Origin of the sequence: Rhodococcus sp. W8901 (genome assembly GCF_013348805.1) — a bacterium.
GTDB lineage: Bacteria > Actinomycetota > Actinomycetes > Mycobacteriales > Mycobacteriaceae > Prescottella.
This window is the reverse complement of record NZ_CP054690.1, coordinates 4,581,328-4,605,034: the sequence shown is the minus strand read 5'-3', so window position 1 is coordinate 4,605,034 and position 23,707 is coordinate 4,581,328. Positions and strand designations below refer to the sequence as shown.

Annotated in this window: 26 protein-coding genes; 22 read left to right on the top strand and 4 right to left on the bottom strand. The window is 69.9% G+C overall.

Going from position 1 to position 23,707, the window contains the following annotated elements; translation table 11 throughout:
* Positions 1 to 67 precede the first annotated feature (67 nt).
* From proC to HUN07_RS21490, 5 genes are all read left to right on the top strand, one after another.
* On the top strand, positions 68 to 883 hold the full coding sequence (gene proC, locus HUN07_RS21510) for a pyrroline-5-carboxylate reductase (protein ID WP_114718698.1): 816 nt from the start codon (positions 68 to 70) through the stop codon (positions 881 to 883).
* A gap of 137 nt (positions 884 to 1,020) precedes the next feature.
* Positions 1,021 to 1,281, top strand: coding sequence for a helix-turn-helix domain-containing protein (locus HUN07_RS21505; RefSeq protein ID WP_114718699.1), 261 nt, complete (start codon positions 1,021 to 1,023; stop codon positions 1,279 to 1,281).
* Positions 1,282 to 1,491: 210 nt separating this feature from the next.
* The gene (locus HUN07_RS21500) at positions 1,492 to 1,593 is read left to right on the top strand and encodes a 30S ribosomal protein bS22 (RefSeq protein WP_003402602.1); all 102 of its coding nucleotides are present in this window, start codon (positions 1,492 to 1,494) and stop codon (positions 1,591 to 1,593) included.
* Between the two features lie 193 nt (positions 1,594 to 1,786).
* Complete coding sequence (locus HUN07_RS21495; protein ID WP_397484246.1) at positions 1,787 to 2,848, top strand: NAD-dependent epimerase/dehydratase family protein; 1,062 nt, start codon at positions 1,787 to 1,789, stop codon at positions 2,846 to 2,848.
* A gap of 29 nt (positions 2,849 to 2,877) precedes the next feature.
* Positions 2,878 to 3,927, top strand: coding sequence for a lysophospholipid acyltransferase family protein (locus tag HUN07_RS21490; RefSeq protein ID WP_174912627.1), 1,050 nt, complete (start codon positions 2,878 to 2,880; stop codon positions 3,925 to 3,927).
* Here HUN07_RS21490 and HUN07_RS21485 read toward each other — a convergent pair.
* A complete protein-coding gene (locus tag HUN07_RS21485) occupies positions 3,885 to 5,030 on the bottom strand; it encodes an HAD family hydrolase (RefSeq protein WP_174912624.1) in 1,146 nt (381 codons plus the stop codon). The two genes, HUN07_RS21490 and HUN07_RS21485, sit on opposite strands and share 43 nt — an antisense overlap.
* A 180-nt stretch (positions 5,031 to 5,210) precedes the next feature.
* On the opposite strand from HUN07_RS21485, the gene HUN07_RS21480 reads away from it, so the two are divergent.
* The 13 genes from HUN07_RS21480 (at position 5,211) to HUN07_RS21420 (ending at position 16,055) form a co-directional block, all read left to right on the top strand.
* Entirely contained in the window at positions 5,211 to 5,474 is a 264-nt protein-coding gene (locus HUN07_RS21480) for a glutaredoxin family protein (protein WP_114718702.1), read from the top strand.
* Between the two features lie 208 nt (positions 5,475 to 5,682).
* Positions 5,683 to 6,480, top strand: coding sequence for a redox-sensing transcriptional repressor Rex (locus HUN07_RS21475; RefSeq protein WP_174912621.1), 798 nt, complete (start codon positions 5,683 to 5,685; stop codon positions 6,478 to 6,480).
* On the top strand, positions 6,477 to 7,850 hold the full coding sequence (locus HUN07_RS21470; protein WP_114718704.1) for a glutamyl-tRNA reductase: 1,374 nt from the start codon (positions 6,477 to 6,479) through the stop codon (positions 7,848 to 7,850). Before HUN07_RS21475 ends, HUN07_RS21470 begins: the two co-directional genes overlap by 4 nt.
* Positions 7,847 to 8,863 (top strand): hydroxymethylbilane synthase, encoded by a 1,017-nt coding sequence (gene hemC, locus HUN07_RS21465; protein WP_254622626.1) that lies wholly within the window; start codon positions 7,847 to 7,849, stop codon positions 8,861 to 8,863. The genes HUN07_RS21470 and hemC overlap by 4 nt, the downstream gene beginning before the upstream one ends.
* A gap of 84 nt (positions 8,864 to 8,947) precedes the next feature.
* Positions 8,948 to 10,513: a uroporphyrinogen-III synthase gene (locus HUN07_RS21460; RefSeq protein WP_114718705.1), complete on the top strand. Its 1,566-nt coding sequence runs from the start codon at positions 8,948 to 8,950 to the stop codon at positions 10,511 to 10,513.
* 29 nt (positions 10,514 to 10,542) lie between these two features.
* Positions 10,543 to 11,544, top strand: a complete 1,002-nt coding sequence (gene hemB / locus HUN07_RS21455; protein WP_174912618.1) for a porphobilinogen synthase — start codon at positions 10,543 to 10,545, stop codon at positions 11,542 to 11,544.
* Complete coding sequence (locus HUN07_RS21450) at positions 11,541 to 12,125, top strand: hypothetical protein (protein ID WP_254622625.1); 585 nt, start codon at positions 11,541 to 11,543, stop codon at positions 12,123 to 12,125. Before hemB ends, HUN07_RS21450 begins: the two co-directional genes overlap by 4 nt.
* A gap of 49 nt (positions 12,126 to 12,174) precedes the next feature.
* Positions 12,175 to 12,591 carry a hypothetical protein gene (locus tag HUN07_RS21445; protein ID WP_114718967.1) on the top strand — a complete coding sequence of 139 codons (417 nt, stop codon included), beginning with the start codon at positions 12,175 to 12,177 and terminating at the stop codon, positions 12,589 to 12,591.
* 4 nt (positions 12,592 to 12,595) lie between these two features.
* Positions 12,596 to 13,114, top strand: coding sequence for a hypothetical protein (locus HUN07_RS21440; protein WP_441346834.1), 519 nt, complete (start codon positions 12,596 to 12,598; stop codon positions 13,112 to 13,114).
* Positions 13,111 to 13,368, top strand: a complete 258-nt coding sequence (locus tag HUN07_RS21435) for a hypothetical protein (RefSeq protein ID WP_174912615.1) — start codon at positions 13,111 to 13,113, stop codon at positions 13,366 to 13,368. The genes HUN07_RS21440 and HUN07_RS21435 overlap by 4 nt, the downstream gene beginning before the upstream one ends.
* Positions 13,369 to 13,373: 5 nt before the next feature.
* A complete protein-coding gene (locus HUN07_RS21430) occupies positions 13,374 to 13,655 on the top strand; it encodes a metal-sensitive transcriptional regulator (protein ID WP_031940195.1) in 282 nt (93 codons plus the stop codon).
* Positions 13,656 to 13,692: 37 nt separating this feature from the next.
* Positions 13,693 to 13,896 (top strand): heavy-metal-associated domain-containing protein, encoded by a 204-nt coding sequence (locus HUN07_RS21425; protein WP_114718708.1) that lies wholly within the window; start codon positions 13,693 to 13,695, stop codon positions 13,894 to 13,896.
* Positions 13,893 to 16,055: a heavy metal translocating P-type ATPase gene (locus tag HUN07_RS21420; protein ID WP_302675462.1), complete on the top strand. Its 2,163-nt coding sequence runs from the start codon at positions 13,893 to 13,895 to the stop codon at positions 16,053 to 16,055. The genes HUN07_RS21425 and HUN07_RS21420 overlap by 4 nt, the downstream gene beginning before the upstream one ends.
* 22 nt (positions 16,056 to 16,077) lie before the next feature.
* Here the strand turns inward: HUN07_RS21420 and HUN07_RS21415 are convergent, their stop codons facing one another.
* Positions 16,078 to 17,067 carry a LolA family protein gene (locus tag HUN07_RS21415; RefSeq protein WP_174912613.1) on the bottom strand — a complete coding sequence of 330 codons (990 nt, stop codon included), beginning with the start codon at positions 17,065 to 17,067 and terminating at the stop codon, positions 16,078 to 16,080.
* A 107-nt stretch (positions 17,068 to 17,174) separates the two neighbouring features.
* On the opposite strand from HUN07_RS21415, the gene HUN07_RS21410 reads away from it, so the two are divergent.
* Together HUN07_RS21410 and HUN07_RS21405 are read left to right on the top strand one after the other, a co-directional pair.
* Positions 17,175 to 17,573 carry a nitroreductase family deazaflavin-dependent oxidoreductase gene (locus tag HUN07_RS21410; protein ID WP_174912610.1) on the top strand — a complete coding sequence of 133 codons (399 nt, stop codon included), beginning with the start codon at positions 17,175 to 17,177 and terminating at the stop codon, positions 17,571 to 17,573.
* Positions 17,574 to 17,582: 9 nt separating this feature from the next.
* A complete protein-coding gene (locus HUN07_RS21405) occupies positions 17,583 to 18,731 on the top strand; it encodes a PQQ-dependent sugar dehydrogenase (protein WP_441346783.1) in 1,149 nt (382 codons plus the stop codon).
* Positions 18,732 to 18,765: 34 nt separating this feature from the next.
* Here HUN07_RS21405 and HUN07_RS21400 read toward each other — a convergent pair whose 3' ends face one another.
* Complete coding sequence (locus HUN07_RS21400) at positions 18,766 to 19,278, bottom strand: SRPBCC family protein (RefSeq protein WP_174912607.1); 513 nt, start codon at positions 19,276 to 19,278, stop codon at positions 18,766 to 18,768.
* 190 nt (positions 19,279 to 19,468) lie between these two features.
* On the opposite strand from HUN07_RS21400, the gene HUN07_RS21395 reads away from it, so the two are divergent.
* Positions 19,469 to 20,275 (top strand): putative protein N(5)-glutamine methyltransferase, encoded by an 807-nt coding sequence (locus tag HUN07_RS21395; RefSeq protein WP_174912606.1) that lies wholly within the window; start codon positions 19,469 to 19,471, stop codon positions 20,273 to 20,275.
* Here HUN07_RS21395 and HUN07_RS21390 read toward each other — a convergent pair.
* Positions 20,269 to 22,197: an acyl-CoA dehydrogenase family protein gene (locus HUN07_RS21390; RefSeq protein ID WP_174912603.1), complete on the bottom strand. Its 1,929-nt coding sequence runs from the start codon at positions 22,195 to 22,197 to the stop codon at positions 20,269 to 20,271. The genes HUN07_RS21395 and HUN07_RS21390 overlap by 7 nt on opposite strands.
* Positions 22,198 to 22,356: 159 nt before the next feature.
* Between HUN07_RS21390 and hemL the strand changes: the two genes are divergently transcribed.
* Entirely contained in the window at positions 22,357 to 23,679 is a 1,323-nt protein-coding gene (gene hemL / locus HUN07_RS21385) for a glutamate-1-semialdehyde 2,1-aminomutase (protein WP_174912600.1), read from the top strand.
* The last annotated feature ends 28 nt before the right edge of the window (positions 23,680 to 23,707 follow it).

Sequence of the window (23,707 nt, the reverse complement as noted above, 5' to 3'; positions counted from 1 at the left end):
ACTGCTTCGTCACACCGCCCGGTACCGGGGGATTGCCCCGATCTCGGGCCGTGGCAGGCTGGGCGGTATGACGAGAATTGCGGTGATCGGTGGCGGCAAGATCGGTGAGGCCCTGATCTCTGGACTATTGCAGGGTGGTCACGCCACCCGGGACCTGGTTGTCGCCGAGCAGTACGAGCCGCGTGCCCAGGAACTGGCCGCGACGTACTCGATCCGCGTCACCACGATCGAGGACGCGGCCGAGGGCGCTGACGTGATCGTCGTCGCGGTCAAGCCCACGGACGTGGACTCGGTTCTGACGGCGATGAGCAAGGTGGATCTCGACGGCGAGCAGGAGCAGCTCCTGGTCTCCCTGGCCGCGGGCATCCCCACGGCGCGGTACGAGGCGAAGCTGCCCGCCGGGTTCCCGGTCGTCCGGGTCATGCCGAACACTCCGATGCTCGTCGGGCAGGGCGCCAGCGTCATCGCGCCCGGACGCCACGTCAAGGCAGGGCATCTGGACCTGGTGCGCAGCATCCTCGCATCCGTCGGCACGGTCACGACCGTTCCGGAGTCGCAGATCGATGCAGTGACCGCGGTGTCCGGTTCCGGTCCCGCGTACTTCTTCCTGGCTGTCGAGGCGATGATCGACGCCGGTGTCGCGTTGGGCCTCACCCGCGCGACGGCGCGTGAGCTCGTGGTGCAGACGATGGTCGGCTCGGCCGCCATGCTCGACCAGTCGGGCGAGAACGCCACCGAACTGCGGGCGGCCGTCACGTCGCCGGGGGGCACCACCGCCGCGGCGGTGCGGGAACTCGAGCGGTGCGGCCTCCGGACGGCCTTCTACGAAGCCCTCGCGGCCGCTCGTGACCGCTCGGCTGAACTCGGGGTGTCGCCCGAGTAGATCGCAATTAGCGATCTTGTTTGCAACACCCGTCGCACCAATCCCTCTGGTCCCGCTAAGCTCGTGTCAGCACGTGCGTGTCTGTTCCGCCGGAGGGGAAGCCGGCGGCGCGACATGTGCCGGAGGTAAGTGGACAGATGGGATCCCCTGAAAACCCAGCAAAGCCGGCTAAGCCAGACAAGTCCGGTAAGCAAGACAGCCCCGGTAACGCAAGCCTCGCCGGGACGCAGTTCCTCACCGTCGCGGAGGTCGCGACGCTGATGAGGGTTTCGAAGATGACCGTGTATCGGCTGGTGCACAGCGGTGAACTGCCCGCAGTTCGTGTGGGGCGGTCCTTCCGCGTGCACGCCAAGGCCGTGCACGACTATCTGGAGACCTCGTATTTCGACGCCGGCTGACCTGCCGGAATCGATAGGGTGAGCCTCGGTTTTCGTCGAGCTCACCCGCCCCGGTACGATCGTGAGTCGTCGTACCAGCCAGCCGGTGTCGTCAGGCGCTGGGGTCGTGAAAGCGACCAGTGGCAACGAGGCCTCAGCGCCAGAGGAAGACACAGGCGTACGTGACCGGCGTGCGCTGAACGCTATAGAAGACTGTGAGGAACACCCACCATGGGTTCAGTGATCAAGAAGCGCCGCAAGCGCATGTCGAAGAAGAAGCACCGCAAGCTGCTCCGTCGCACGCGCGTCCAGCGTCGGAAGCTCGGCAAGTAAGAACTTGCACCCGGATGCCCGTCACCGTCAGGTGGCGGGCATCCGCGCATTTCGGGTATTCGTAATCTTCTCCGTCGATCGTGTTGCCAGGGCGTAAAGGCTCGCGCGGAACCCTTGCCACCCGCCGCGGATTCGTTAGGCTCCCCGCAGGGGCGAATGGACGGGGGTACGGGTGAGTCCTGACGAGCGGGGTGTGCAGCCACCGAAGGTGGTGCTGGTGACGGGCGCGAGCCGGTTCCCGGGCGGGTTCCTGGTGGCGCGGCTGGCACAGGAGCCGGGCATCGAGCGGGTGATCGCGGTCGATGCCGTCTCGCCCAGCAAGGACATGATGCGCCGAATGGGCCGCGCCGAGTTCGTCCGCGCGGACATTCGAAACCCGCTCATCGGCAAGGTGATCCGCGGGGCCGATGTCGACACCGTCGTGCATGCCGCGACCGTCGCCCAGGCGCCGAAATCCGGCAGCCGAGCGGCGATGAAGGACATGAACGTCATCGGCGCCATGCAGCTGTTCGCGGTGTGCCAGAAGGCCCCCACCGTGCGCAAGGTGGTGCTGCGGTCCGCCTCGGCGGTCTACGGCGGCAGTCCCAAGGATCCCGCCAAGTTCACCGAGGAGATGGGCGCGCGGCGTCCACCGCAGGGCGCGTGGGCGCGCGACTGCATCGAGATCGAGGGCTATGCCCGGGGACTGGGTCGGCGACGCCCCGACATCGCCGTGTCGATCCTGCGCCTCGGACCACTGATGGGACCGCGGTTGCACGGCTGGGTGGCGCGGTACCTGTCGTCGCCGATCGTCCCGAGCATCCTGGGCCGCGACGCCCGCATGCAGCTGCTCCACGAGGAGGACGCACTGGCAGCGCTCAGCCGGGCCACCCTCACCGGTCCGGCGGGAACGTTCAACGTCGCGGGAGACGGCGCAGTGATGATGTCGCAGGCGATCCGGCGGGCCGGCCGCGTCGAGGTCCCGATGCCGTTCTCGCTGTTCCGCAGCGCCGGGCGCGCGCTGATGGGCTCGCAGATGCGTTCGTTCACGCGGGAACAACTCGACTACTTCCACTTCGGGTGCGGGCTCGACACCACCCGGATGCGGGCCGAACTCGGATTCGAGCCGCGATGGACGACGATGGAGGCACTCGACGACTTCGTGCGCGGTACCGGGCTGACGCCGGTGATCCGGCCCGAATGGATCGACCGGGCAGAATCGACGGTGCTCGCGCTCGCAGGCGCACCAGGCGGGGCCGGACAGCAGAACAGGTGAACCGCGGATCGAATGGGCAGGGGGCTCTTGTGAACGAGGTGGCGAAGGTGATCCCGCTGCACGGCGGCTCGGGTACACGTCCGTCGCCGGCCCGCGCGGCGAATCGGCGTCCGCCCGTGGATGGCGCCGATCGCGTGTTCACGGCATCGGACGAGCCGGTCGGTGAGGCGGATACCGCTGAGGGTGGTGCAGGTGCCACCGAGCACGACGGCGGGTCACTGCTCGACGGGCTGCGCGATCGCCTGGTGGGTCAGGTGGCGGGTGCCGCGGGCTTCGTGCGCCGGCGTCTCGCGGGGGACTACGAGGTGGACGAGTTCGGTTACGACCCGCACTTCGCCGACGGTGTCTTCCTGCCCGCGCTCCGGCCGCTGTTCGAGAAGTGGTTCCGGGTCGAGGTCCGCGGCGTCGAGAACATCCCGGCCACAGGCGGTGCACTGGTGGTGGCCAACCACGCCGGGGTGGTCCCCATCGATGCGCTCATGACGTCGGTCGCGGTGCACGATCACCATCCGCAGCATCGCGCGCTGCGGATGCTCGCCGCCGATCTGGCGTTCGAGATGCCCGTCGTCGGCAACATCGCCCGCAAGGCTGGGCACACCCTGGCCTGCCACCCCGACGCCGAGCGCCTACTGCGCGGCGGTGAGGTGGCCGCGGTGTTCCCCGAGGGCTACAAGGGCATCGGCAAGCCGTTCTCCGAGCGCTACAAGCTGCAACGGTTCGGCCGCGGCGGATTCGTCTCCGCCGCGATGCGCGCCGGCGCGCCGATCATCCCGTGCTCGATCGTGGGATCGGAGGAGATCTACCCGAAGATCGGCGACATCGCCCCGCTCGCGCGTCTGCTGGACATGCCCTACTTCCCGGTGACGCCGCTGTTCCCGCACCTGGGGCCGCTGGGGCTCGTTCCGCTGCCGTCCAAGTGGTACATCGAGTTCGGGACGCCGATCCTCACCGACACCTACGACGCCGCCGAGGCCGACGATCCGATGGTGCTGTTCGAGGTCACCGACCACGTCCGCGAGACGATCCAGCAGACGCTCTACCGCTTGCTGGCGCAGCGCCGCAACGTCTTCATGGGCTGAACCCGCCCCGCGTCCTGGCGGGCCGCGAGCTCGGCGATCAGGGCCCGGTCACGTCGACGGCTGAGGATCGCGCCCACCGCACCACCCACCGCACCCAGCAGCAGGGCGGTCGGCACGCCGATCTTCGCGGCCTTGCGTCCGGTGCGGAAGTCGCGCACCTCCCAGCCGCGGTTCCGCGCGAGCTCGCGCAGGTCGGCGTCGGGATTGACGGCGACGGCGGTGCCGACGAGCGAGAGCATCGGGACGTCGTTGTAGCTGTCGGAGTATGCGGTGCAGCGCTTGAGGTTGAGACCCTCCCGCACGGCGAGCGTGCGCACCGCGTGCGCCTTGCCGAGCCCGTGCAGGATGTCGCCGACGAGGCGGCCCGTGAACACGCCGTCCTTGCTCTCGGCGACCGTGCCCAGGGCGCCGGTGAGTCCGAGACGTTTGGCGATCACCTGCGCCAGCTCGACGGGGGTGGCCGTCACGAGCCACACCTGCTGACCGGCGTCGAGGTGCATCTGTGCGAGCGCGCGGGTGCCGTCCCAGATCTTGTCGGCGATCACCTCGTCGTAGATCTCCTCGCCGAGGCGGGCGAGCTCGGCGGTGGAGCGGCCCGCGACGAACGACAGCGCCTTCTCCCGGCCCTCCGCGACGTCGTCGCTGTTCTCCTTGCCGGTGACCCGGAACTTGACCTGCTTCCACGCGAAGTCGACCAGGTCGGAGGTCCTGAGGTACTTCCGGGCCGCGAGGCCGCGGGCGAAGTGGATGATCGACGCGCCCTGCACCATCGTGTTGTCGACGTCGAAGAACGCGGCAGCGGTGAGGTCGCGGGGCACGGCGATCTCCGCCGGCGGTTCCGGCGCCTCGGGAATCTCGAGTGCCTCGGGGATTTCGAGCGTGGCCGCTTCGAGTGTGGCCGCCTCGAGTGCTTCGGCCTCCTGGAGGGCTTCGGCCTCCTGGAGGGCGAGGGCGGCGTCGGCGCTGGCCTCGCCGGCCAGATTGGCGCGTAGTTCGGCCTCGCTCGGACCCAGCAGATTCCGGATCCGGCGGCGGCCGGGGCGCAGAATCCCGGACAGGCCCACACCGAATCTCGCGCCGATCGGCAGTGATCGCCCAGGCACTCGCACCTCCCGCGTCGCAGACACCTCTGGCTCACCCTAGCCCGCGTGCATGCGTCGATCCCGTCGGATCGAGGCCGGGTCCGCGGCGTGTGATGTTCGTCTCGAAACGGAACGGTCTGCGGAACGGCATCGCGCAGGCTGTCCGGCCGGTCTCCCGGGCGGTGGGGAACACTGGTGCGTATGGATCAGTCGCGAAACCGGATCACACTTCTCACTCGCGTCGGCTGCGGCGCGTGCGCGCCCGCCCGCGAGTTGCTGGACGAGATCTGCCGCGAGTACGAACTCGAACTGACCTGCGTCGACGTCGACGAGGCCGCCGCCGACAATCCCGATCTGCGGGCGGAATACGGGGACCGGCTGCCCGTCGTCCTGCTCGACGGCAAGGAGCACAGCTACTGGGAGGTTGACGAGGAACGGCTCCGCGCCGACCTCTCCGCGAGCTGAGTTCACCCCGGCGGGCGCCGGGCATGCGGGGGAGTGGGAAGGGTCACCCCGGATCGAGGATTCCGGTCGCTTTGCAGGTGAGAGCACGTCCGGGGCCCGTCGAGCAACTTTGTGCATGGCTTCACAAGCGGTTACCGTGGTGTGAACAAACCCCCCGGACCTGTGCGAAGGCCGGGGTACACGGCCGGCCGGACGAGGAGCCATCGACGTGACCGAACAGCACCAGGCGCAGGGGGCAGTTGCCCGCGGCGTCGCCGGGGCTGCTCCGTCCGCTCCGCGGCGTGAAACGCCTCCGGCTCCGCAGTACCGGGACATTCCCCAGGCTACGGTGACGCGTCTCGCGACATACCTGCGGGTCCTCGGAGTGCTCGCCGACGAGGGTGCGCTCATCGTCTCGAGCGAGGAACTCGCCACGGCCTCCGGTGTCGGATCGGCCAAGCTGCGCAAGGATCTGTCGTTCCTGGGTCCCAACGGAGTTCGCGGCGTCGGCTACGACGTCACCCGGCTGCGGGCCCGCATCGAATCCGCGCTGGGCCTCGATCGTGGCCACCGCGTGGTGCTGGTGGGCATCGGCAATCTCGGTCGTGCGCTCGCCGGATACGGCGGCTTCGACCGCCGCGGCTTCTCGATGGTGGGCCTGTTCGACAAGGACGCCGACGTCGTCGGTGCCCGCGTCGGCGGTCTGACGGTTCGTGACGTCGCCGAGCTGGCCGACGCGTGCCGTGATCTCGAGGCCACCATCGGTGTCATCGCCACCCCGGACAGCGCGGCCCAGGACGTGTGCGACCTGCTCGTCGGCGCCGGCCTCCGCTGCATCCTCAGCTTCTCTCCGCTCGCGCTGGAGATCCCTGACCACGTCGAGATGCGTCGGGTCGATCTCGCCATGGAGATGCAGGTTCTGTCGTTCAATATGGCCCGCAACGAGGAGCAATTTCCTCAGCAGGTTGCCGCCGCATCCGCGGCGGTCGGCGCTTCGACCAGAAACGGATCGGTGATCAGGCCGTGAGTGTGCTTCTCGTCGGGATTTCGCACCGTAGCGCTCCCGTCTCCGTCCTCGAGCGGATAGCGGTCACCGACACGGACCGCCCGAAGCTGACGGACAAGATGCTGGCCTCGGCCCACGTGTCGGAGGCGATGATCGTCTCGACGTGCAACCGCATCGAGATCTACGCGGTCGTGGACGCGTTCCACGGCGCGCTCACCGAGATCGCCGACCTGCTCAGCGAGCATTCCGGTCTCGATCTCGCCGAGCTGCACAAGCACGCGTACGTCCGCTACAGCGAGGCCGCCGCCGAGCACCTGTTCGCGGTCGCCAGCGGCCTCGACTCGATGGTCATCGGCGAGCAGCAGATCCTCGGACAGATCCGCGCCGCGTACGCCGCGTCCGACGCGCAGCAGGCCGCCGGGCGGGCGCTGCACGAACTGGCGCAGCAGGCGCTCCGGGTCGGCAAGCGGGTCCACTCCGAGACCGGGATCGATGCCGCCGGTGCCTCCGTGGTGTCCGTCGCCCTCGACCGTGCCGCCGGGATCCTCGGTGACGGTGGTCTGGTGGGCCGCACCGCCGTCGTCCTCGGCGCCGGCGCGATGGGCAGCCTGTCGGTCGCACACCTCACCCGTGCCGGGATCGGCCGCATCCTCGTCGTCAACCGCACCCGTGAGCGGGCCGAGCACCTCGCGGCCACCGCCGTCGGTAACGGCATCGACGCGATCGCGATGGGTTTCGACGAGCTGCCCGACGCGATGGCACAGTCCGACGTCCTGGTCACCTGTACCGGCGCGGTCGGCTCCGTCGTCACGCTCGCCGACACCCACCTCGCGCTCGCTCGGCAGGGTCGTGAGGCGGGCCGCCCGCTCGTCATCTGCGACCTGGGTCTGCCCCGCGACGTCGAGGCCGCCGTCGCCGGCCTGCCCGAGGTGGTCGTGCTCGACATGGCCGCGTTGCAGCGTGACCCGGCCGCCGGCGCCGCCGCGTCCGACGCTGACGCCGCCCGCGGAATCGTGGCCTCCGAACTTGCCCAGTACCTGGCCTCCCAGCGGTTGGCCGAGGTCACCCCGACCGTCACTGCGCTGCGTCAGCGCGCCGCGGAGGTGGTCGAGGCGGAACTGATGCGCCTGGATTCGCGCCTGCCGGGTCTGGAGGATCCGCAGCGTGACGAGGTCGCGCGCACCGTCCGCCGTGTCGTCGACAAACTCCTCCATGCACCGACCGTGCGGGTCAAGCAGTTGGCCTCGACGCCGGGCGGTGATTCGTACGCCGCCGCGCTGCGCGAACTGTTCGAGCTGCGCCCGGGTGCGGCGGAGGCCGTCGCCGCGCCGATCGATCTCGGTGAATTCACCAGCGGCCCCGATGTTTCAGGAAAGGATGCGCAGGCATGAGCACCGACGCTGTCCAGTCGCCGGCCGTCGACCCGAGCATCGGCTCGCAGACCGACGCCACCACCCGCACCCTGCGGATCGGCACCCGCGGCAGCCTGCTGGCCACGACGCAGGCCGGGACCGTCCGGGATGCGCTGATCGCCGCGGGTCACCCGGCCGAGCTGGTGATCATCAAGACCAAGGGTGACGTCACCGCCGGACCGGTGCAGCGCATCGGCGTCGGCGTGTTCGTCGCCGAACTTCGCGAGGCGCTCGCGGCCGGCGAGGTGGACGTCGCCGTGCACTCGTACAAGGACCTGCCTACCGCGCAGCCCGACGAGCTGGTGATCGCCGCCGTGCCGCCGCGTGAGGATCCACGCGATGCGCTCGTCGCCCGCGACGGCCTGGTGCTCGGCGAGCTGCCGCCCGGTTCGAAGATCGGGACGTCCGCGCCGCGGCGCCGCGCCCAGCTGCGCGCCCTCGGCCTGGGACTCGAGATCGAGCCGCTGCGCGGGAACATCGACACCCGCCTCGGCAAGGTCGCCTCCGGCGAGCTGGACGCGATCGTCATCGCCCGCGCCGGCCTGTCCCGCATCGGCCGCACCGACGCGATCACCGAGTCGCTCGAGCCGGTGCAGATGCTGCCCGCGCCGTCGCAGGGTGCGCTCGCGGTCGAGTGCCGTGCCGACAACCCGGAGCTGATCGCGGTCCTCTCCGAGCTGGACGACGCGGCCACCCGCGCCGCCGTCGTCGCGGAACGGTCGCTGCTCGCCGAGCTGGAGGCGGGCTGCACCGCGCCGGTCGGCGCGATCGCCGAGGTCGTCGAGTCGATCGACGACGACGGCCACGTGTTCGAGGAACTGTCGGTGCGCGGCTGTGCCGCCGCGATCGACGGCTCCGACGTGATTCGGGCGTCCACGGTGGGATCGCCCGAGCGTGCCGACGAGTTGGGACGCGCGGTTGCGCGTGAACTCCTCGAGCTCGGTGCACGCGATTTGATGACGATTGCCGAGGACGGTGATGCGGATGCTTGACGTGGTTGTCCGTCCGGGGCCCGATTGCAGGCCCGATTTCGTACTTTTTTCCTATCGACATGAGACCGCACTGGAGAACTACCGATGAGCCGAGTCCGTAAGAACAGTCCCGGGCGAATCCTCTTTGTGGGATCGGGACCCGGTGATCCGGCGCTGCTCACCGTCCGGGCGCGCGACGTTCTCGCGTCGGCGGCGCTGGCGTTCACCGATCCCGACGTCGACAAGGGCGTGACCGCGCTGGTCGGTACCGCGCTCGGTCGCGACCCCGAGACCGACGAGCCGATCGCCGAGGTCCGGCCCGCACTCGGCGAGCCCGCCGAGGTGGCCAAGACGCTGGTCGCCGAGGCCAAGAACGGCCACGACGTGGTCCGTCTCGTCTCGGGTGATCCGCTGACCACCGATTCCGTGATCGCCGAGGTCTCGGCTGTCGCGCGCACCCAGGTGGTGTTCGAGGTGCTGCCCGGCCTGCCGTCGGGCTCCGCGGTGCCGAGCTACGCCGGCATGGCGCTGGGCTCCGCCCACACCGAGGCCGACGTGCGCGGTGAGGTCGACTGGGCGGCGCTGGCCGCGGCCCCCGGCCCGCTGGTGCTGCACGCGAGTGCCGCGCACCTCGCCGAGACCGCGAGCGCGCTCGTCGAGCACGGTCTGGCCCCGCAGACCCCGGCCGCGATCACCGTGCGCGGCACCACCCGCCAGCAGCGCACCGTCGAGGCCACGCTCGCGACCCTCAACGACGCCGGGTCCGAGCTGGTGGGCCCGCTGATCGTCACAGTCGGCAAGGTCGTCTCGCAGCGCAACAAGATGTCGTGGTGGGAGTCGCGCGCCCTGTACGGCTGGACCGTCCTGGTGCCGCGCACCAAGGAGCAGGCCGCCGACATGAGCGATCGCCTCGTCACGCACGGTGCGATCCCGATCGAGGTTCCGACCATCGCGGTCGAGCCGCCCCGCAGCCCCGCCCAGATGGAGCGTTCCGTCAAGGGTCTGGTCGACGGCCGCTACCAGTGGGTGGTGTTCACCTCCACCAACGCGGTGCGCGCGGTGTGGGAGAAGTTCGAGGCGTTCGGTCTGGACGCCCGCGCGTTCTCCGGCGTGAAGATCGCGTGCGTCGGTGAGGCCACCGCCGAGAAGGTGCGCTCGTTCGGCATCACCCCCGAGCTGGTGCCGTCGGGTGAGCAGTCCAGCGAGGGCCTGCTGGCCGACTTCCCGCCGTACGACGAGGTGTTCGACCCGGTCAACCGCGTGCTGCTGCCGCGTGCCGACATCGCCACCGAGACCCTCGCCGAGGGCCTGCGTGAGCGTGGCTGGGAGATCGACGACGTCACCGCGTACCGCACCGTGCGGGCCGCGCCGCCGCCGGCCGAGACTCGCGAGATGATCAAGACGGGTGGCTTCGACGCGGTGTGCTTCACGTCGTCGTCGACCGTGCGCAACCTCGTCGGCATCGCCGGCAAGCCGCACGCCCGCACGATCGTCGCGTGCATCGGACCCAAGACGGCCGAGACCGCGATCGAGTTCGGTCTGCGCGTCGACGTCCAGCCGGAGACGGCACAGATGGGTCCGCTGGTCGAGGCGCTCGCCGAGCACGCGGCCCGGCTGCGTGCCGAGGGTGCGCTGCCTCCGCCGCGCAAGAAGTCCCGCGCCCGCCGCTGACCCCTTCCGGTACAGGAGAAGCTGCACCCGTGTTTCCCACCCGCCGAGACGGTGACTTTCCCGCCCGCCGCCCGCGCCGACTGCGTGGTACCCCCGCGCTACGGCGTCTGGTCGCCGAGACATCGCTCGAGCCACGGCATCTCGTGCTTCCGATGTTCGTCGCCGACGGCATCGACGAGCCGCGACCGATCTCGTCGATGCCGGGCGTCGTCCAGCACACGCTGGACTCGCTGCGCGGTGCCGCCACCGACGCGGTGGCGGCCGGCGTGGGCGGGGTGATGCTCTTCGGCGTCCCGCGGGCGGAGGACAAGGACGCCGACGGATCGGGTGCCACCGACCCGGACGGCATCCTCAACCGGGGCCTGGCAGCTCTGAAGGCCGAACTCGGTGACTCGACCGTGCTCATGGCCGACACGTGCCTGGACGAGTTCACCGACCACGGCCACTGCGGTGTGCTGACGGCGGACGGCCACGTCGACAACGACGCGACGCTCGCGCGGTACGTCGACATGGCGGTCGCGCAGGCCGAGGCCGGCGCGCACCTGCTCGGCCCGAGCGGGATGATGGACGGCCAGGTCGCCGCGATCCGCGAGGGTCTCGACGCCGCCGGACACGTCGACGTCGGTCAGCTCGCGTACTCGGCGAAGTACGCGTCCGCGTTCTACGGACCGTTCCGGGAGGCCGTCGGCTCGTCGCTCGAGGGCGACCGCCGCACGTACCAGCAGGATCCGGCGAACCGCCGCGAGTCGCGGCTCGAGGTGGACCTCGACCTCGCCGAGGGCGCCGACCTGGTGATGGTCAAGCCGGCGATGTCGTACCTCGATGTGCTGCGCGAGGTCGCGGACCGCTCCACCGTGCCGGTTGCGGCCTACCAGATCTCGGGCGAGTACGCGATGATCACCGCCGCCGCCCAGAACGGCTGGATCGACCGCGACGCCGCGGTCCTCGAGTCCCTGCTGAGCATTCGCCGCGCGGGCGCCGACATCGTCCTCACCTACTGGGCTGCCGAGGCCGCGGGATGGCTCGGATGACCGGGCAGCCGGGGCCGCCGGACCCGTGGCCGGGCACCCCGCAGTACCCGGCGCCGATGCCTCCCGTGCAGCAGCAGGACGGAAAGAAGCCGGTTCCGGCGGACGTGATCACGGCGTTCCAGTTGTGGTTCGTGGTGGCGGCGCTCGGGATCGTGTATCTCGTGTCGGCGCTGGCCTTCGCGTACGGGGACCGGGACTCGTTCGTCGACCAGGTCGTCGACGAACTGGCCAAGCAGTCGGACACCGTGATGTCGCGTGCGGACGTCGAACAGCTCTTCGTCTTCGCGATCATCGGCACCGGTGTGTTCCTGAGCATCGTGCTCACCGGTCTGCTGGCACTGTTCGCCTTCAAGATGCGCAAGGGCAAGAACTGGGCGCGCATGCTGCTCACGATGATCGGCGTGTTCACGGTGTTCTCCGCCATTCCCACGATCTTCGGCATCACGGCCGGCACCGGAACCGCGGCGCTGATCATGGGCGGCGCCGGGATCCTCCAGGCGGTCGCGGCGATCGGTGCGATCGTGCTGATGCACCGCAAGGAATCCAACGAGTACTTCCTGAACCTGCCGCCTGCGCGCTGACGCGGGCCCTCCGCTCGTGTCGGGTCGATCCATGCCGCAGGATGAGGGTGTGAGTGAGTCGACCCCGCGCGTGGTCTCCGTTGCCTACTGGATCTGGGTGCTGTGCGCCGCGGCGATGGTGCTGTTCGGGCTGCTCGCCCTGACGACGTCCGCCGACGCGATCCGCGGGCAACTCGGGGCCGATGCCGATACGTTCGTGTGGCTGCTGCGCGGTGTCGGTGCGGCGTCGCTGATCTTCGGCCTCGTGATCGGGTTCCTGGCCGCGCCGGTGCGTGCCGGAAACCGGGGCCTGCGGACCGCCGTCGTGGCGCTCTCGTCGGTGTTCGCGCTGGCGACGATCGCCCTGTCGGCGGTCGGGGTGATCGCGCCGCTGCTGCTGGTCATTCCGCTGTTGCTGCTGCTGGCAAGCGTTCTGGTGTATCGGGAGGGTGCACGTGAGTGGTTCCGTGACGAACGGGCCGGCTGAGCCGGTGGCGGACGGGCCGGCTGAGCCGGAGGCGAACGGGCCGGACAGTCCCGAGGGTGCGCTGTTCTACGAGCCCGGCGCTCGCTGGCGCGCCGTCTCGTACGGTCCCGTCTTCTGCGTGATCGCGCTGGTGATCGAGTTGTTCACCGGTCCGGTGGTGCACTGGTTCGCGTTGACGCTGTTCGCGTTGATCCTCGCCGGCATCGTCTACGTGCAGGTCGCGGCCGCCCGTCGGCACGTGAGCGTGCTGTTGACCGAGACGGCGCTCCGGCAAGGGGCGGAGGAAGTGCCGCTCGACGAGATCGAGGAGGTCCTGCCCGAGGCCGATCCGTACGCCGACGAACCACAGCGCTGGGAGAGCGCGCGCAGTCTCGGTGAGCTGTCCGGGGTGCCGCGGCGCCGGCGGCCCATCGGGCTGCTCCTGCGTGACGGCTCCTTCGCGCAGGCGTGGGCGCGCGACGACGACGGTCTGCGGGAGGCTCTGACGGAGGCCGTCGCGCAGGTGCAGGGGAGGTCGGTGTGACGCGTCCGGTGGTACTGGTGAGCGAGGCGGCGGGGGTCGTCGCGGCGCTCCTGCTCACGGTGTGGTGCGCGGTTCGTGGGGTGAGCACTCACGTGTTCGAACCGGTCGCGCCCGGGGCGCCGTCGTTCACGTCCGTCGACTATCACGGCGCGTGGATCACGGCGGCGTTCGCGTCGACGCTCGTCGCGGGCCTGCTGGCGCTCGACATCCGACGCCGACGCCGCTCCGCCGGGTACCCGCAGGGGGTATCATGACGAGTATGAACGGATACAGCCCGCAGCAGGAGGACCTGCTCAAGCGTCTGCGGCGCATCGAGGGCCAGGTGCAGGGCATCTCGCGCATGATCGCGGACGACCGCTACTGCATCGACGTGCTCACCCAGGTGTCCGCGGCCACGTCCGCGCTGCAGTCGGTCTCGCTCAAGTTGCTCGAGGCGCATCTCGCGGGCTGCGTCGTCGAGGCGGCCAAGAAGGGCGGACCGGAGGCTGATGCCAAGGTCAAGGAAGCGTCCGACGCGATCGCACGCCTGGTGAAGTCCTAGCGGGAGTGCGATCGACGAGAACAGGAGGTCTGTGAATATGGAGCACACCTACATCGTCAAGGGCATGACCTGCCAGCACTGCGCAGCCGCGGTCGCCGAGGAGATCAGCGAGCTGTCCGGGGTCACGGAGGTCGACGTCGACGTCGCGTCCGGCAGGGTCGTGGTCCGCAGTGATTCCCCCATGGACACCATTGCCGTCGCCGCCGCGGTATCCGAGGCAGGCTACGAGCTGGTCCAGTGACCACCATCGGGCTGCGCACCATCGACCTCGACATCGGCGGAATGACCTGCGCGTCGTGCGCAGCCCGGATCGAACGCAAGCTCGGCAAGCTCGACGGCGTCAGCGCGACCGTCAACTACGCCACCGAACAGGCCCGCATCCGGTTCCCGGAGTCGGTGCCGACGCAGGATCTGATCGACGTCGTCGAGAAGACCGGATACACCGCCGCGGTGGCCCGTCCGGTGCCGTCCGCCGACGAGACGCGGGATCTGCTCGGTGCGCGGCTGATCGTCGCGATCATCGCGTCGGTGCCGGTCGTGCTGGTGTCGATGATCCCGACGCTGCAGTTCGACTACTGGCAGTGGGTGGCGCTGGTGCTCACCACGATCGTCGTCTTCTGGTGCGGCTACCCGTTCCACCGCGCCGCGGTCGTCACGGCCCGGCACGGCATGTCGACGATGGACACCCTCGTCTCGCTGGGCACACTCGCCGCCTACGGGTGGTCGCTGTGGGCACTGGTGTTCGGCACCGCCGGACACATCGGGATGACCCACGAGTTCACGCTGCGCCCCGGCGCGCACGACACCTCGGGGCAGATCTATCTCGAGGTCGCGGCCGGGGTCACCACGTTCCTGCTCGCCGGCCGGTACGCCGAGTCCCGCGCCAAACGCCGCTCCGGGGCCGCGCTGCGGGCGCTGCTCGAGGTGGGCGCCAAGGACGTCTCGGTGCTCCGCGACGGTGTCGAACAGCGAATCCCCGTCGCCGCGTTGCACGTCGGTGACGAGTTCGTGGTGCGCCCGGGGGAGAAGATCGCCACCGACGGACGCGTCGTCGACGGCGCCTCCGCGGTGGACACGTCGATGCTCACGGGCGAGTCGGTTCCGGTGGAGGTGGGTGCAGGTGACGCCGTGGTCGGGGGCACCCTCAACACGGACCGGCTGCTGACGGTCCGAGCCGAACGAGTGGGCGCCGACACGCAATTGGCGCACATCGCCGAGCTCGTGACCGAGGCACAGAGCGGCAAGGCGCACGCGCAGCGGCTCGCGGACCGCGTCTCGGCGGTGTTCGTGCCCGTCGTGCTGGTGATCGCCGCCGTCACGCTCGCGGTGTGGCTGCTGCTGGGGCAGCCGGTCACCGAGGCCTTCACCGCGGCCGTGGCCGTGCTGATCGTCGCGTGCCCGTGCGCTCTCGGGCTGGCCACACCGACGGCGCTGCTCGTCGGGACGGGCCGGGGTGCGCAACTGGGCATCCTCATCAAGGGCCCCGAGGTGCTCGAACAGACCCGGCGCATCGAGACCGTCGTGCTGGACAAGACCGGCACCGTCACCACCGGGCAGATGGAACTCGACGACGTCGTCGCCGTGGACGGCGAGGACCGTGACCGGGTCCTGGCGCTGGCCGCCGCGGTGGAGTCCGGGTCGGAACATCCCGTGGCGCGGGCGATCGTGCGCGCAGTACCGCGGCCGCTACCGGTGACCGGATTCGTCAACCGCCCGGGCATCGGCGTCGAGGGTGTCGTGGACGGGCACGCGGTGCGCGTGGGCCGGGTGCAGGGGCCGATGCCCGTCCAGCTGCGGGGACTGCTGCCGGAGGGCCGGACCTCGGTGATCGTCTCGTGGGACGACAAGGTGCGCGGCGCGGTGGCCGTGGCGGACGCCGTGAAGTCGACCAGCGCCGAGGCGATCGGGGAGATTCGGGCGCTCGGAATGACCCCGGTGCTGCTCACCGGCGACGCCCAGGCCGTCGCTACCGCCGTCGCCCGCGAGGTCGGTATCGACCGGGTGATCGCGGAGGTGCTCCCGGACCAGAAGGCCGACACCATCGCGCGCCTGCGGGAGGAGGGCGCCGTCGCGATGGTGGGCGACGGCGTCAACGACGCGGCCGCGCTCGCGACCGCCGACGTCGGCATCGCGATGGGCACCGGCACCGATGCCGCCATCGAGGCGAGCGACCTGACCCTGGTCCGCGGCGACCTGCGATCGGTGCCCGACGCGATCCGACTGTCCCGCCGCACCCTGGCGACCATCAAGGGAAACCTGTTCTGGGCGTTCGCGTACAACGTCGCGGCCATACCGCTGGCGGCGACGGGACTGCTCAACCCGATGATCGCGGGCGCCGCCATGGCGTTGTCGTCGCTGTTCGTGGTGGGGAACAGCCTGCGGCTGCGGCGCTTTCGCTGATCCTTGCGGTTGCCGCGGTAGTTCAGTAGGTGGTGTCGTTGATCGCGGTTTCGCCGGGATGCAGCGTGGCCTGCAACGCTGTGAGGGCGTCGGGGTCGAGTTCAGCCCGGTGCAGGACTACGGCCCAGTCGAACTTGTCGGTCGACCAGCGATGAATGGTGCCCTGCCAGCGGAGGTTCCACGGCTGATCCGAACGGGGTCGTCGCGCCAGTATTCCGGTCGCGAGCCCGCCGTCGAGGGATGCCTCGAATGCCCCGGTCTCCGGGTCCACTGCGTGCGTCTCCACGACACTCAGGTCGACGAGCACGCGGGCGGTCAACGGTCGGTCGGTCACGTTGTTGCGGAACCACTCCGTCCGGCTCGAACGCTCGGCCTCGCGCTCCGCCGCGTACTCGCGCTGTCGATCCTCGAAAGTGCACACGGGGCCGGACCACGTGAAGAGGTCCGGATCGACGGGTTCGCCGACGGAGAGTTCGACGTACGACACGTTCGAGCCGACGGCGTCGTTGCCCTGCGCGAGCACCGCGCCGGTCTCGGCGTCGACGACCATTCTCAGCAACCCCTCCTTGTACCGTCCCGGAGCCAGATCAACTGTCCAGCAGCGTCTTCCGAGAAACTCGGTGGTGCCGATGGGCCCAGCGGGTCGGGTGTAGTCGCTGCCCACCCAATCCTGCGCAGGCCGGCTGAACAGCAGGTCGCTGCCCGTGCCGAGGTAGCGGACGCGTCCGGCACTGCCCTCCAGTGGCGGCTCGCCGGGTTGCTCGAACTGCCAGACAGTGGTGCCGTCGGTGATGAACAGGGGCTGTCCGTCGAGGGTCTCGACTCGGACCTTGGAGCGGTCGCGCCAGATTCGCACATCGCCGCCGCCGACCCCGACGATCATCGGCATGCGGTCGCCGGCTGTGAAGATCCTGACCCGCTCGGGTGCGTCGGGCATCTTCCGGATCACGCCCCGGATCGGCGCGCTGGGTCCGTCGGCCATCGTCACCAGAACCTGCACCCACGCCGTCATCGATCCCCCTCGAAATGTCCCGTTCGTTCGAAGCTACCCGCGAGGTCGGCCCGCACCGTGGCATCTTTGTCGGTGACATGAGCGCCCGGGGCGCTCATACTTCGGTTATGGCATACCTGAAACCGCCGCTGCTGGTCCGCGAGGTGTTCAACCGTATCGCCCTCGCGACCGGCGTCAGCGGCACCGAGAAGATCACCGTCACCGGCCGGCGCAGTCACGAACCCCGCTCGGTTCCCGTCGTCCCCGTCGACGTCGACGGGGTGCGGTACCTGGTCTCCACCCGCGGCGAATCGGAGTGGGTGCGCAATCTCCGCGCCACCCCGGAGGTGGACGTGAGCCGACGCGGTCATACCGCGCACTTCACCGCCACCGAGGTCCCCGTCGGCGACCGGGAACCCATCATCGCGGCCTACCGCGTGAAGGCGGGCAAGACGGTGCAGGGCTGCTGGGAGAAACTGCCCGATCCCGTCGACCATCCGGTGTTCGCGCTCACGACCGCGGGCTAGCGGGCACGCGTGCGTAAACCGCTCTCGGGATCGGGAGCCGTCCTGGTGGCGGCGGTCATCGGACTGGGCGCCGTGCCGACGGCATGCGCGCGACCCGAAGAACCTGCCGCGCCGTTTCCTGATCTCGCCGTCACCACCGTGATGGAGGACCTCGCCAATCCGTGGGATGTGGTCGTTGCGCCCGACGGCGCGGTGCTCACCGGTGAGCGCGCCGGCCGATTCGTCGTGAAACGGTCCGACGACAGCGTCGGAGAGGTGACCGCGGATCTTTCCGATCTGTACGCCCGAGGCGAGACCGGGCTGATGGGCATCGCGCTCGACCGGGACTTCGCGGCCAATCGCACGCTCTACACGTGCCAGGGACACCGCGGCGGCGAGAACAACGACATCCGCGTCGTGTCGTGGACGGTCGATCCGGGGTGGACCATGATGACCCGCACCGGCGACGTCGTGACCGGGATGCCGGTGGGCGACAACGGACGCCACGGTGGTTGCCGCATCCTCGCGCATCCCGACGGCACGCTGTACATCGGGACCGGTGACTCCGCGCGGCCGACAGTGTCGCAGGATCGGAATTCGTTGGGCGGCAAAGTGTTGCACGTTGATCGTGACGGCTCGCCCGCCGTCGGCAATCCGGATCCGAACAGCCCGGTGTTCACCCTCGGGCACCGCAATGTGCAGGGATTGGCGCTGCGGCCGGGCAGCGGCAGGATCTACGACATCGAGCAGGGCACGAGTCGGGACGACGAGGTGAACCTGCTCGCCGCCGGGAACAACTACGGTTACCGCCCCGACCGGCGATCGGACATCTACGACGAGAGCGTTCCGATGACCGATCCCGTCCGCGTACCGGGTGCCGTGGCGGCTGTGTGGAGTTCGGGCGCCCCCACCATCGCGACACCGGGAGGGACCTTCGTGTCGGGTGCCGGGTGGGGTGACTGGGACGGCGCGCTGGCTGTCACGAGCCAGCAAGGCGAGAAGTTGGTGTTGCTGAAACTGTCCGCTGACGGCACCGGCGTCATCGATACGTCGACGGCGTTGGCCGGTCGGTACGGACGGCTGCGATCGGCGACGTCGATGCCCGACGGCAGCCTGCTGATCACCACCGACAACGGCTCCGGCGACGCGGTCCTCCGCGTGACGCCGTCCGTGGAATGAGGTCTGTCGCGCGAGCCGTGTCGGCGTTCGTTGGTCAGCCGGAGGCGATACGTCCGAGATGCGTCTCGCTCTCGGCCACGACGCGGCGCAGTCCGGCGGTGACCGCCGGCGCGCCGAGTCGCAGCGGCACACGCAGCGCGGGGCCCGGCTCGATCGCGAACGTCCAGGTGAGTCGCGACCCCGACGCGCGCGGTTCGACGAGGGTGTCCTCGGCGAAACGGCGAATGCCCGGCACGGTGAACCCGCTGACGTAGAAGGTGTTCCGGTACCGGAGGCCCGGGACTTCCTCCCAGCGGAAGTACTCCTCGGTGGCCTTCACCGCGGACGGACGCATCGACAGTTCGCGCCGGGTACCCGCCCCGAAAGGGCGTGGGGTGAGAAAGCGAGACCCCGCGATGAACGTGCACCAGGAGAGGGTGTTGTCGCGGGTCAGTTCGGCCCACGCCGTTTCCGCGGAGACCGGCAGCGGGACCGAGAAGCGCCGTACGAACGGTGCCGTCTCCAGAAAGGTCTCGTCGCACGCAGACAACTCGAACCATTTCGGCATCGGATAATCCTAGGGACTACCGCGCCGATCCGCGGTAGTGTCGCGGTGTTCGTGATCGATTGGGAATGCAGACCGAGGAGGTGAGACCCATTACCGCTCTTGCAGGCAGGGTGCTCCCGCCTCGGGGTCGCGCGGACTAGTCCGCCCCAGCCGGCCGCGAGAGCCCCTTCGGTATCCCGAAAGGCTCGTCGTGCGATCTCCCGAGAATTCCGGCTCACCCTTCGCACTTCCGTCGATCGTCACCACTCTGCGCGCCGCCGGCTGCGTCTTCGCGGAGGACGAGGCGCACCTGCTGATCGCCGCGGCCTCCACCCCCGACAGGCTGTCGGCGATGGTCGAGCGCCGGGTCGCGGGGCTACCCCTCGAACATGTCCTCGGCTGGGCCGAGTTCTGCGGTGTGCGAATAGAAGTCGGCGCCGGTGTGTTCGTGCCGCGACGGCGCAGCGAGCTGCTCGTCCGGCAGGCCGCCACCCTCCTGCGGCCGGACGATGTCGTGGTCGATCTGTGCTGCGGGTCCGGTGCGTTGGGTGTCGCCCTCGCCGGTGAAGCCCCGGGCATCGAACTGCATGCCGCCGACGTCGACCCTGCCGCGGTCCGGTGCGCGCGGCGCAACGTCGAACCGATCGGCGGGCACGTGTATGAGGGCGACCTGTTCGACGCCCTGCCCGACACCCTGCTCGGACTCGTCGACGTCGTGGTCGCGAACGTCCCGTACGTGCCGAGCGGAGCCATCGCGCTGATGCCGCCCGAGGCCCGCGACCACGAACCGCGCGCGGCCCTCGACGGCGGCCCCGACGGCCTCGACTTCCAGCGGGCGGTGGCCGCCGAGGCGCCGCGATGGCTGCGCCCCGGCAGTCGTCTGCTGGTCGAGACCAGTGTCCGCCAGGCGCCCACGACGGTCGACATCTTCACGCGCGCAGGACTACTCGCGCGGATCGTCCACTCCGACGAACTCGACGCCACCGCGGTGGTGGGCGCGTGGCCGGGGACTTACTGACGTCCGCCGTCCAGCATCGCAGCACCCGCGAGCGCGTCCGGCACACCGAGACCCTCGACGAGGGTCGCGGCGTGGGGGCGCAGCGTGCGGCAGCGCTCGTTGATGCCGCGCCGCACGGCCTTGGCGCGCTCGACGGACAGGTGGCGGTGTTCCATGAACCACGCCTTGTCCTCATCGATCACGGTGAGCGCGTACAGGTCGCAGAGGTCGCTGAGCAGGTCCCGGGCCGTCTCGTCCTCGCACGCGTCGATGCCCGCGATGAACGCCTCGAGTACCACCCGGTCGATGTGCGCGCGGGCGGCGTGCAGGACGTGGTCCTGCACGAAATTGAAGGCGTCGAACGGATCGTCCTCGCGCTTGCGTGCTCCCTGCAGGCGGCGGGCGGCGGTGGAGAGAAGGTACTCCTCGCGGTCCTCGAACATCGTCAGCTGGGTGCCGCGGTTGAACAGGCTGCCGTCCTCCTCGTTGTCCTGCCGGGTGTCGAGGATGGTCTGGATGATCTGCTGCGCCGCGGTGCGGGTGCGGACCGCGTCACCGAAGGCGTTGGCGGCGAACGCCATCCACTCGACAGGACTCATGCCGCGGACCTCGTCGGCGTACTTGGTGAGCAGCTCCTTCGCGACCAACTGAGTCAGCACGGTGTTGTCGCCCTCGAACGTGGTGAACACGTCGGTGTCGGCCTTGAGCGCCGTGAGCCGGTTCTCGGCGAGATAGCCGGCGCCGCCGCACGCCTCACGGCACTCCTGGATCGCGCGCGTCGCGTGCCACGTGTTGGCGGCCTTGAGTCCGGCGGCGCGGGACTCGAGTTCGCGTTGTCCGCTGGGATCGATCTCGTCGGAGGTCTGGATGTCGTGCATCGTGGTGACGAGTTCGTTCTGCGCGAAGCCCAGCGCGTACGCGCGGGCGATGTGGGGCAGCAGGCGCTGCTGGTGGACCAGGTAGTCCATGATCAGCACCTCGGGATCCGGGGTGCCCTCGTCCCCGCTGGGCGCGCTGAACTGTCTGCGCTGCAGCGCGTATCGGGTGGCGATCGTCAGCGCGACGCGGGCGGCGGCGGCCGCGGACCCGCCGACGGTGACGCGTCCGCGCACCAGCGTTCCGAGCATGGTGAAGAAGCGGCGGTTCTTGTTCTCGATCGGCGACGAGTACACGCCGTCGGCGTCCACCGAGCCGTACCGGTTCAACAGGTTCGTCCGCGGCACACGCACGTGGTCGAACACGATGCGGCCGTTGTCGACTCCGGGCAGTCCACCCTTGTAACCGCAGTCTGACGTCGTGACGCCGGGCAGATCGTTGCCGTCGGCGTCGCGGATCGGCACCAGCAGGCAGTGCACGCCGTGCGACCGGTCGCCGACCACCAACTGCGCGAACACCGCGGCCATCCGGGCGTGCTGTGCGGCGCCGCCGATGTAGTCCTTGCGCGCCGACGGGGTGGGGGAGTGGACGACGAACTCGTCGGACGCCGGGTCGTATGTCGCGGTGGTCTCGAGTTCCTGCACGTCGCTGCCGTGGCCGGTCTCCGTCATCGCGAAGCAGCCGAGGAGTTCGAGGTCGATCATCGGCCGCAGGTATTCGGCGTGGTGGCGGTCGGTGCCGAGGTTCTCGATCGCACCGCCGAACAGGCCCCACTGCACGCCCGCCTTCACCATCAGCGACAGGTCCGACATCGCGAGCATCTCGATCGCGGTCACCGCCGCGCCGGGATCGGAGCCGGCACCGACCTCGACGCCGAACCCGCGATCGACGAAGCCGCCCGACGCCAGCACCCGCAACTGCTCGAGCGTCTTCGCGCGGGCCAGGTCCAGGTCGGGGGTGTAGTGCGGCCGGAACTCGTCGGAGGAGAGGTCGACGCGGGCCTTCTCGCGCACCTCCGCCCACCGTCCGTCGAGGGTTGCCCGTAGAAACTCCGCCGTGGTCGCCATGATCCGACGGTAATGCGGTGCGCGGAGTCCTGCCGGGGAACTCCGGTGTGCCGGACCTGCTCCGGACCTGCAAGGATGGACACGCCGAGGTGATGTGATTCCGGCCACCTCCTACACCCTGTCGTTGGCAAATTCGACAGAACTGGGACACTGGAATCCGTGACTGCTGCCTCCACAGGACCCGACCTTCGCGATACCCGTTCCGCTCAGCTCTTCGAGCGGGCGAGCCTGGTCATCCCCGGCGGGGTCAACTCCCCGGTCCGCGCGTTCGGCTCCGTCGGCGGCGCCCCCCGCTTCATCGCCGAGGCGAAGGGTTGCACGCTCACCGACGTGGACGGCAACAACTACGTCGACCTGGTGTGTTCGTGGGGCCCGATGATCCTCGGCCACGCGCACCCCGCCGTCGTCGAGGCCGTGCGGAAGGCCGCCACCACCGGGCTGTCGTTCGGTGCGCCCACCGAGGGCGAGATCGCCCTCGCGGAGGAGATCGTCTCCCGCGTCGCGCCCGTCGAGCGGGTGCGCCTGGTCAACTCCGGCACCGAGGCCACGATGAGCGCGGTGCGTCTGGCCCGCGGCTTCACCGGCCGTTCCAAGATCATCAAGTTCTCCGGCTGCTACCACGGTCACGTCGACGCGCTGCTCGCCGACGCCGGCTCGGGTCTGGCCACGTTCGGCCTGCCCACCTCGCCCGGTGTCACCGGCGCGCAGGCCGAGGACACCATCGTGGTGCCGTACAACGACCTCGAGGCCGTCCGGTCCGCGTTCGCCGCGAACCCCGGAGAGATCGCGTGCGTCATCACCGAGGCCGCCGCCGGCAACATGGGCGCCGTCGCGCCGCTGCCCGGCTTCAACGAGGGCCTGCGCGCGCTCACCACCGAGCACGGCGCGCTGCTGATCATGGACGAGGTCATGACGGGCTTTCGCGTCAGCCGCTCCGGTTGGTTCGGCCTCGAGGGGGTCGCCGGCGACCTCTACACGTTCGGCAAGGTCATGAGCGGTGGCCTGCCCGCCGCCGCGTTCGGCGGCCGCGCCGACGTCATGAGCAAGCTCGCGCCGACCGGCCCCGTCTACCAGGCCGGCACGCTCTCCGGTAACCCCGTTGCCGTCGCGGCGGGCCTGGCGAACCTGCAGGCCGCCGACGACGCCGTGTACGCCGCGCTCGAGCGCAACGCGCAGACGCTGGGCACGCTGCTGGGCGACGCGCTCACCGCGGAGGGTGTCGCGCACCGCGTCCAGTACGCGGGCACGCTCGTGAGCGTCTTCTTCAGCGAGAACCCCGTCACCAACTACGCCGAGGCCAAGGCCAGCGCCACGTGGCGGTTCCCCGACTTCTTCCACGCCCTGCTCTCGCGCGGCATCTACGCGCCGCCGAGCGCGTTCGAGGCGTGGTTCGTGTCGTCTGCGCTCGACGACGACGCCTTCTCGAAGATCGCCGACGCCGCACCGCACGCGGCCAGGGCCGCCGCCGCAGCCCGACACTGACCGCAGAACAGAACCGCAGAAGCACCGC